The organism is Acinetobacter brisouii (assembly GCF_008993995.1).
Lineage (GTDB): Bacteria > Pseudomonadota > Gammaproteobacteria > Pseudomonadales > Moraxellaceae > Acinetobacter > Acinetobacter brisouii_A.
In genome coordinates this window covers 1-4,087 of the sequence record NZ_BKNN01000123.1, presented here as the reverse complement: position 1 = coordinate 4,087, position 4,087 = coordinate 1, and the positions used below count along the sequence as shown (strand labels likewise).

The 4,087-nt window shown below is 42.4% G+C and carries 3 protein-coding genes and 1 pseudogene; 3 read left to right on the top strand and 1 reads right to left on the bottom strand.

The annotated features are described in order from the left end of the window. Positions 1-294: 294 nt before the first annotated feature. Positions 295-1,290 carry a zinc-dependent alcohol dehydrogenase family protein gene (locus GBN19_RS14895; RefSeq protein ID WP_151778653.1) on the top strand — a complete coding sequence of 332 codons (996 nt, stop codon included), beginning with the start codon at positions 295-297 and terminating at the stop codon, positions 1,288-1,290. Continuing rightward, a complete protein-coding gene (locus GBN19_RS14890) occupies positions 1,280-2,296 on the top strand; it encodes a zinc-dependent alcohol dehydrogenase family protein (protein ID WP_151778652.1) in 1,017 nt (338 codons plus the stop codon). Before GBN19_RS14895 ends, GBN19_RS14890 begins: the two co-directional genes overlap by 11 nt. Positions 2,297-2,310: 14 nt before the next feature. On the opposite strand, the pseudogene GBN19_RS14885 reads toward GBN19_RS14890, so the two are convergent. After that, a pseudogene (locus GBN19_RS14885) lies at positions 2,311-3,215 on the bottom strand (LysR family transcriptional regulator). 135 nt (positions 3,216-3,350) lie between these two features. On the opposite strand from GBN19_RS14885, the gene GBN19_RS14880 reads away from it, so the two are divergent. After that, the coding region (locus GBN19_RS14880) for an SDR family oxidoreductase (protein ID WP_151778651.1) at positions 3,351-4,087 on the top strand (737 nt) is incomplete at its 3' end.

Sequence of the window (4,087 nt, the reverse complement as noted above, 5' to 3'; positions counted from 1 at the left end):
CTTTTAGCTCCCATTTTTAATTTTGGCTCATGTGCTTTGTAATGCTCTGACCTTTTCAAATTATGTTTCAAATTTTAGCCACCTTGTAGATATTTTGAACGTTTCAAGCCTTGAAAATACTACCGACAGTTTAGATTAAACTGCCTTTACAGACTGTACTAGAATATTTTTAGTGAGCAGATGATATTTATTATTCATTATTTAGGAATTATTAAATCCTATAAATATCATTTATTGGATTATTTCACTTTGGTACTGTGCACATCATCCCCCAGTTAAGAATAAGGAACAACTATGAATAAGATGATGAATGCTCTTATCCTAGAAAATTTTGGTGATCATAAATTTAAACGTGTAGAACTGCCTATACCTCAACCAGAGGCTGGGCAAGTTCTAGTACGTGTTCATGCGAGTGGTGTAAACCCTATTGATTATAAAATTCGTCTTGGTGAAGCACCATATGCTATGCCAGAGCTTCCTGCCGTGTTGGGAACGGATATGGCTGGGGTTGTCACTGCTGTTGGTGAAGGTGTCACCGACTTCAACGTCGGAGATGAAGTTTACGGTCTGATTGGTGGCGTTCGTGGTCTTCAAGGATCTTTAGCAGAATATGTTGTAGCAGATGCTGATCTGATCGCATTAAAGCCACGCAATATCTCTATGCGCGAGGCAGCAGTACTACCATTGACGTTCCTCACCGCTTGGGAAGGTTTAGTGGATAATGCGAAGGTCCAACCAGGGCAAACTGTACTGGTTCAGGGTGGTGCTGGTGGCGTTGGTTATATGGTTGTTCAGCTTGCAAAAGCACTTGATGCAAATGTTTGGGCGACTGGTCGTACAGCTGATCAATCACTGATTTCAGAACTCGGTGCAACACCTCTCGATTACACAACAGCATCTTCCGATGACATTATTGCTGCAAGCCCTGAGGGTCAAGGTTTTAACATTGTTTACGACACTGTGGGTGGTCCAGTACTCGAAGCTTCACTTTCCATGACAACTCACTATGGCCACATTACCAGCTGTGCTGCATTTGGTAATCATAATTTAGCGAGTTCATCTCTACGATGTGCCACAGTGTCTGGCGTATTCGTCCTAATGCCGATGTTAACAGGCAATCGCCGTGCTCATCATGGTGATATCCTTAAGATCGCGACTCGTCTCGTTGAGGAAGGTAAACTGCGTCCTATTGTTGATCCTCGTCATTTTACTCTAGACCAAGCGATTGAGGCTCATGATGCTGTTCAAGATCGCTCTGCCAATATTAAGGTCGTGATTGATGTCATTTAACGCACTTCAGGCCAAGACTTGGCGTTTCAATAGTATTGGAGATACTGATGTTCTGACATTAGAAACTCTTCCTGTTGCTTTACCAGCAGCAGGAGAAGTTCTAATCCAGATGAAAACGATCGGACTCAACCGGGCTGATGTAATGTTTCGGCGTGGTACTTATATTCAAAAGGCAGTATTCCCTTCTCGTCTGGGATATGAGGGAGCAGGCATAGTTCTGGCAATAGGTGAAGGTGTACGCCAATTTTCTCCAGGAGATGCAGTATCGATTCTTCCAACTGACAATCTAGCCAAATATGGGACATATACGGACAAGCTTCTGATTCCAGAAACTTTTTTAGTTCACAAACCCGATAGTTTAAGCTGGGAAGAAGCTTCTTCAATCTGGATGCAGTATTTGACGGCTTGGGGTGGTGTAATCCATGCTGGTGGAGTATCGAAAGGAAAAACGATCTTGATCACAGCAGCTTCAAGTAGCGTAGGACTAGCTGCGATACAGATCGCTGAAGCAGCGGGTGCTAAGGTCATTGCAAGTACACAGACGATAGAGAAAAAGCAACGTTTACTGGATCTCGGTGTTAAAAATGTTATAGCCACTGAAGATGAACCAGATTTGTATGAGGCGCTTGTTTTACGTTTAGGTGGAGAACATCTTGATGTCGCCTTCGATGCTGTAGGAGGGCCTCATATTGAACAGATTGCAAAAGCGATGTCTGTTGGAGGAACTATGGTTATGCATGGTGCACTTAGCCCTGAGATCACACCATTTCCCCTTAAAGTTGCATTACGCAAGAGCTTAACCATGCGAGGTTTTTTATTCCTTGAGGTTCTGCATGACCCTGTTCTAAGGGAGCAAGCCAGACGATTTATTCTTAGCAGTATAGGTGCAGGATATCTTCGTCCAGTGATCGACTGTTGCTTTAAATTTGAGGACATGCATGACGCTCAGCGCTATCTTGAATCAAATCAGCAAATAGGAAAAATTGTAGTTAATCTAGATACATGATGGTCTTATCTGATTCAGGTTTCTATATGGCCCAGCACTTCCACTAAGTAATCAAACAATGCTCGGATTCGCAAAGGTGTCGGGCCCCGCTGTGGACGATATAAATACAGGCGCCAAACGGGAGAGGTTTCCTCATGAAGTATCTGAATGAGCTTACCACTCCTAAGCCACGGCAAAACTAGAAATCCAGGCATGTGTCCGAATCCAACTCCAGCGAGAATAGCTTGAAATTCAGCTTCAAGATCATCTGTAATAAAACGGGGATTTGATGGCGTAAAGCTTCGACTTTCGGTGAATGTCCATGGCCAGTAACGCCCTGTTTTATGATCGACTAGTGCTGTTAGAGGGTATTTATCTAGGTCAATAATTTTTTTGGGCATTCCAACCTTATCAATTAACTCTGGCGTTCCCACAGAATAAAAGTTCACTTTAGCCAATTCCCTTGCCACATATCGATTGTCCGGCAAAAATCCAAATCTGATCCCGATATCTATCCGCTCATCGATCACATCCGAGTGTGAATCTGTGAGCACGCAATCCACGACAATATCTGATCTGGATAACGTGTGGCAAATTCTGCTAGTGCGGGTACGACCAATTTACGCCCTAACACAGACGACACAGTAAGACGGACAGTCCCACGCATTTCATCTCGTTTTTCCTTGGTGTCTTTTACAAACAAAGCATCGATCGATCCCACCGCAAAACGTGCTTGCTTTGCCAGACGCTCACCATCAGCGGTAATTTTAATTTGTCGCGTACTCCTGTAAAACAGAATCTCTCCGCGCTGCTCTTCTAGCTCTTTTATTGCCCGTGTCACTACCTGTGGGGAAATACCCAGCTGAGTTGCTGCCTCTTTAAAATTTCGAGACTCTGCTGCGACACAAAAGATACGCATCATTTCCAATTTGTTCTGCATGTCCAATCCTGTGTTATGGTAATTATTCCGTAAATAGGAATTCTGAAAGATAATATTATTCATTTATTATACCTAACAAGGCTGTAATACTTAACCCATCAAATATGATTGACAGATAGGTTGAAGGTTACTTGTATGAATAATATAGAAAATAAAGTTATTGTTATCACTGGTGCAAGTAGTGGTTTAGGTGAAGCTACTGCTCGCTTACTTGCTAAAAAAGGTGCAAAGGTTGTACTTGGTGCTAGACGTACTGAAAAATTAGAGGCTATTGTTCACGACATTCGTGCTGAAGGTGGTCAAGCTGAATTTATTGGTATGGATATAACCAAACCACAGGAAGTACAAGCACTTATTGAAAAGGCATTAAGCGCATTTGGTCAAATCGATGTATTGGTAAACAATGCTGGATTAATGTCTATTGCACCATTAAGTGAGCTAAAAGTTGATGAATGGGATCGTATGATTGACATCAATATTAAAGGTGTTCTTTATGGTATAGCAGCTGCCCTACCTGTTTTCCAAAAACAAAACTTTGGACACTTTATTAATCTCGCATCTGTTGCAGGGATAAAAGTATTTAGTCCAGGAGGTACTGTTTATAGCGGTACTAAGTTTGCTGTAAGAGCCATCTCTGAAGGACTTCGTCATGAAGTTGGGGGAACAATTAGAACGACGACTATTGAGCCTGGTGCGGTTGAGTCAGAACTAAAATTTGGTTCTTCTCATAAAGAAAGTTCAGAGTTTGTTACCGATTTCTACAAACAAGCTATACCAGCTGACTCAGTCGCTCGTGCAATTGCTTATGCAATTGAACAGCCTGCGGATGTAGATATTAATGAAATTGTTTTACGCCCAACGAGCCAAGCGTT

What these genes read in the sequence shown, in the direction of transcription:
- GBN19_RS14890 (WP_151778652.1), top strand. Translation starts at nt 1,280, where the DNA reads ATGTCATTTAACGCACTTCAGGCCAAGACTTGGCGTTTCAATAGTATT.
- GBN19_RS14895 (WP_151778653.1), top strand. Translation starts at nt 295, where the DNA reads ATGAATAAGATGATGAATGCTCTTATCCTAGAAAATTTTGGTGATCAT.